This is a genomic window from Vibrio sp. V08_P9A1T1 (assembly GCF_963874405.1).
Classification (GTDB): Bacteria; Pseudomonadota; Gammaproteobacteria; order Enterobacterales; family Vibrionaceae; genus Vibrio; species Vibrio anguillarum.
Genome location: NZ_CAWNIB010000125.1, coordinates 1 through 5,105, shown reverse-complemented (window position 1 = coordinate 5,105; position 5,105 = coordinate 1). Strand labels below are relative to the sequence as shown.

Here is a 5,105-nt window from a genome sequence, read left to right as displayed (position 1 = left end):
ATGAAAGAAGTCTCAATGTTTCTTAATGAATGTGACCAATAATTGATGCACTTTGATGACATGATCGGTTGCAATGCATTCGTTGTTAAGTACAATGTCATTTACCTAAAGCGAAGTAAGACATTTATCATTGTTAAAATGACTTAATAACGGTGATTTATTGTACTTTCTTTGACGTAGAGGTGCGGTAAAAAATAGTAACTTTTGTTGGGGTAATGCCAATGAACAAAAGTGAAAGGTTTTATCGCCGAAGTAAGTATGCACATTAAAGCAGCTTGCTGGGGTTGTATTCGAATAGGAACAACACTGCCATAGTCTATTCTTTTTTTAAACTATGGAGCGCTACTGTAGGGTTGGGTGAAGTGTTCGCTTCCCTTTCGCTTAGTTCAACATGAATTACGTGGTTATCTTAGCTCGTAATTTGTCTGCAGTAGATCTCTAACCATTTACTTACTGGTTTTTGAAGATCATGAATTTAATCGATTTTGCATCATCTCCTCTGTCGCTGTTACCGCCTCTGGTAGCATTAAGTTTGGCTGTTCTTACACGCAGAGTACTTGTTTCATTAGGTGTCGGTATTGTATTAGGCGCGGTATTACTCGCGGATTATTCTTTTGGCAGTGCATTCAGTTATGTTGCTACTAAGGTATCAAGCGTCTTTGTTGCTGATGGCGGCATTAACACTTGGAATATGAGTATCGTCGGATTTTTGCTTTTATTAGGTATGATGACCGCGCTATTAACTTTGTCTGGCGGTACTCGTGCTTTTGCCGAATGGGCACAAGTCCGCGTAAAAAGTAAACGTGGCTCAAAACTGCTGGCGGCATTTTTGGGTGTGTTTATTTTCGTTGATGATTATTTTAACAGTTTAGCCGTAGGTTCTATTTCTCGCCCTGTGACAGACCGCTTTTATGTATCTCGCGCTAAACTTGCCTATATCCTTGATTCAACTGCAGCACCAATGTGCGTTGTGATGCCAGCTTCTAGCTGGGGCGCGTACATTATGACGATTATTGGCGGTATTCTCGTTTCTCACGGGATTACCGAATATTCGGCATTGGGCGCGTACATGCGTTTAGTACCAATGAATTTTTATGCCATTTTTGCATTACTGATGGTGTTTGCGGTGGTGTGGTTCCAATTAGATATTGGTCAAATGCGCCAGCATGAAATTAATGCCTCCCAAGGCCGTGGATTTGACGACGCAAATGAAAACGATAGCCAAGACGCACATGAGTTAAATGAAGAGCTTGATATCAAAGAGAGCGAACATGGCAAAGTGTTGGATCTGGTTCTGCCTATCGTATTACTCATCATTGCAACGGTTTCAGCCATGTTATTTACGGGTGGTCAATCTTTAGCCGCAGACGGTAAAGCATTTGATCTACTGGGTGCGTTTGAAAACACCAATGTCGGCGCTTCATTGATTTACGGCGGGCTAGTTGGCTTGGCGATGGCTCTGTTTACCGTGTTTAAGCAAAAGCTGCCAATGAATGACATCAGTAATACATTGTGGATCGGTGCTAAATCGATGTTTGGTGCGATTTTGATCCTGATTTTTGCCTGGACAATTGGCTCTGTTATTGGGGACATGAAAACCGGTGCGTATATGTCATCTTTGGTTCAAGGTAATATTGATCCGCATTGGCTACCGGTCATCTTATTCTTACTATCGGGTGTGATGGCGTTTTCAACCGGCACTTCTTGGGGAACGTTTGGCATCATGTTGCCCATTGCTGGAGATATGGCCGCGGCGACCGATATCGCTCTAATACTCCCTATGCTGAGCGCGGTGCTCGCCGGTTCCGTTTTTGGTGACCACTGTTCTCCTATTTCTGACACCACCATTTTATCGTCGACAGGCGCGCGTTGTAACCATATCGATCACGTTGCGACACAATTGCCTTATGCACTGGCTACGGCCTTGGTTTCGAGTGTCGGTTTTGTTGTTTTAGGAATGACAGCGTCAGTGCTGATCTCGTTGGCTTGTGCTTCTGTTGCATTTATCATTGTGTGCATGATTATGGCCGCTATGGCGAAATCAAAAATGACACATTGCGAGACGTTGTAGCCGTATTTTGGTTAAATAGAGTTGATAAAAGGGAAACGAAAGTTTCCCTTTTTTATTACTGGTGCACGACGGCGAAAAAAGATTTTAAAAAAGCAAAATTTTTAGTTGAAAAAGAACATCAGCTTGGTTAGTGTGGAGTCAAGACAGCAAACCAATAAGAGCTGATAAGTATGCGTAATTTTGTAATGAACATTCATCATCACCATCACCCTAAATAATCTTTCGGGGAGATGTACGCATACCCGGGAGGCAGGAAACTCCCGGTGGTTAAGTCAAAGCATTTAGATTAAAACCCTCGGGAGAACGCAAATCTCCCGAGGGTTTTTTCATTTTGCTTTAACTCAATTCCAAATACATTCAATACATTGCACAGGGAAATTGTCATGCAAACACAACGCCTAAGAATTGCCATCCAGAAGAAAGGCCGCTTGAGCTCAGAGTGCCAAGACCTACTTAAAAAATGCGGCGTGAAATTCAATATCATGGGTGAGCGTCTTGTCGTTCACTCTCTCAATATGCCGATCGACCTACTGCTAGTGCGTGATGACGACATACCCGGGCTGGTGATGGACGGTGTGGTTGATCTCGGTTTCATTGGTGAGAATGAACTGGAAGAGGTGCGTTTAGAACGCTTGTCACAAAATAAGAAAAGTGAGTTTGTTTCACTGCGCCGTCTTGATTTTGGTGGCTGCCGTTTATCCATCGCGATCAATAAAGATCAGCAATACAACGGTCCTCAAGATTTGGCGGGTAAACGCATCGCCACAACTTATCCGCAGCTACTCAAAGCGTACATGGATGAAAAGGGCATTGATTTTAGCACTTGTGTGCTCACAGGCTCTGTTGAGGTTGCGCCACGAGCTGGCTTAGCTGATGCGATTGCTGACCTTGTTTCTACCGGCGCAACATTAGAAGCGAATGGCCTCAAAGAGGCTGAAGTTATCTTCCAGTCCAAAGCAACACTCATTCAGCGTCAAGGTGAATTCAGTGAAGATAAGCAAGCATTGATTGCTCGTTTATTGACGCGTATGCAAGGCGTGATTCAAGCCAAAGAGTCCAAATACATCATGCTGCATGCCCCGGTTGATCAATTAGAAGCGATTAAAGACTTACTTCCGGGAGCGGAAGACCCAACAGTGCTGCCTTTATCGGCGGAGAAAAATCGTGTTGCAGTACATGTGGTCAGTACCGAGAACCTATTTTGGGAAACCATGGAGCGCCTAAAAGCATTAGGGGCGAGTTCTATTTTGGTTTTACCTATCGATAAAATGATGGAGTAACGGCGATGAGAACTGTCGTTTGGCAATCGTTGAGTGAAACTCAGCAAGATTCAATTTTAGAACGCCCGGCCATTACTGAAGGAGCCAATGTCACTGTTGCCGTGAGCGCCGTGATTGCGCAGGTAAAAGCGCAAGGTGACCAAGCTTTAATTGAGTTAACTGAAAAATTTGACCGCGTGAAACCGGATTCAATTCGCGTTTCAAGTGGTGAGATTGATGCGGCGTGTGAGCGTCTTTCTGACAAGATGAAACAAGCGCTTCAACAAGCTTATGAGAACATTACTAAGTTCCATAAAGCACAAAAGCTGCAACCGATCAAAGTGGAAACGCAGCCGGGAGTGGTGTGTGAACAAGTCACGCGTCCAATTAATACGGTAGGCTTGTACATTCCCGGAGGCAGTGCGCCTTTACCTTCTACCGTATTAATGTTGGGTGTTCCTGCACAAATTGCAGGGTGTCGTAAAGTGGTGCTCTGCTCACCGCCACCGATTGCGGACGAAATCCTCTACGTGGCCAAGCTGTGTAACATTGATGAGGTGTACAACATTGGTGGTGGTCAAGCGATTGCAGCAATGGCTTATGGGACTAAATCCGTTGCTAAAGTAGACAAAATCTTCGGCCCCGGTAATGCCTACGTGACAGAAGCAAAACGTCAAGTGAGCAATGATTTTCGCGGTGCAGCGATTGATATGCCAGCGGGTCCTTCGGAAGTGTTGGTGATTGCTGATGATACGGCTGATGCCGATTTTATCGCGGCAGATCTGCTTAGCCAAGCTGAGCACGGACCTGATTCACAAGTTGTGTTAGTGACCCCTTCAGCGGTGATTGCCGATCAAGTAACAGATGCAGTGCAAAAGCAGCTAAAAAGCTTATCTCGCGCCGCCATTGCAGAAAAAGCCTTGGCTTCTAGTTTGATTATCATCGCTGAGTCTTTGACCCAAGCGGTTTCTATCTCGAACTACTACGGTCCTGAGCACTTAATTGTGCAAACGCGGAACCCTCGTGAGCTGTTGCCGTTACTTGATAACGCCGGCTCAATTTTCTTAGGTGAGTGGTCACCAGAATCAGCCGGTGACTACGCTTCGGGTACGAACCACGTTTTGCCAACATACGGTTACACGCGTACTTATTCTAGCCTTGGTTTAGCTGATTTTAGTAAGCGCATGACGGTGCAAGAACTCAGCGCAGAGGGCTTACAAGGGTTAGCGCCAACCGTGGTCACAATGGCAGAAGCTGAAGGATTGGATGCACACAAACGTGCGGTCACCATTCGAGTCGAAAAATTGCAAAAGGCGAAAAAATAATGGAAAAACTGGCTCGTAAGCAAATTCAAGCACTAAAACCTTACTTATCGGCTCGCCGTATTGGCGGCAGTGGTGATGTGTGGCTCAATGCCAACGAATCGCCATTCAATAATGAGTACAAAACCGATTTTGTACGTTTGAACCGTTACAGTGATTGCCAACCCAAAGCTATGATCGATGCGTATGCGGCTTATGCTAAGGTACAGCCAGAGCAGGTGTTGACCTCACGTGGTGCCGATGAAGGGATTGAACTTTTGATCCGCGCCTTTTGTGAGCCCAATCAAGACGCTATTTTATACTGTCCGCCGACTTATGGCTGTCTCTTATATACACCTCTCGCTCTCGCCGATCTACTCTGCGTAGAATTTTCTGTACTCCCTTTTCTTTTAAAACCATCTTCCGCTGCCTACGCCTCGCCATGTGTACACCTATGTACACGCGTCTACAGTT

At 45.2% G+C, this 5,105-nt stretch carries 4 protein-coding genes, 1 riboswitch and 1 other annotated feature; all 4 genes read left to right on the top strand.

The features are described 5' to 3' along the window. Window positions 1-169: 169 nt before the first annotated feature. Window positions 170-353, top strand: a riboswitch (Lysine riboswitch). Window positions 354-469: 116 nt separating this feature from the next. Continuing rightward, window positions 470-2,071: a Na+/H+ antiporter NhaC family protein gene (locus tag AACT21_RS06325; RefSeq protein ID WP_026028031.1), complete on the top strand. Its 1,602-nt coding sequence runs from the start codon at window positions 470-472 to the stop codon at window positions 2,069-2,071. A gap of 193 nt (window positions 2,072-2,264) precedes the next feature. After that, window positions 2,265-2,401 (top strand) — a sequence feature (His leader region). 53 nt (window positions 2,402-2,454) lie between these two features. After that, window positions 2,455-3,351, top strand: coding sequence for an ATP phosphoribosyltransferase (hisG, locus tag AACT21_RS06320; protein ID WP_026027608.1), 897 nt, complete (start codon window positions 2,455-2,457; stop codon window positions 3,349-3,351). A 5-nt stretch (window positions 3,352-3,356) separates the two neighbouring features. Continuing rightward, window positions 3,357-4,655 carry a histidinol dehydrogenase gene (gene hisD, locus AACT21_RS06315; RefSeq protein WP_094164068.1) on the top strand — a complete coding sequence of 433 codons (1,299 nt, stop codon included), beginning with the start codon at window positions 3,357-3,359 and terminating at the stop codon, window positions 4,653-4,655. Then, on the top strand, window positions 4,655-5,105 hold a 451-nt coding region (locus AACT21_RS06310; protein ID WP_254917195.1), incomplete at its 3' end, for an aminotransferase class I/II-fold pyridoxal phosphate-dependent enzyme. The genes hisD and AACT21_RS06310, both read left to right, overlap by 1 nt.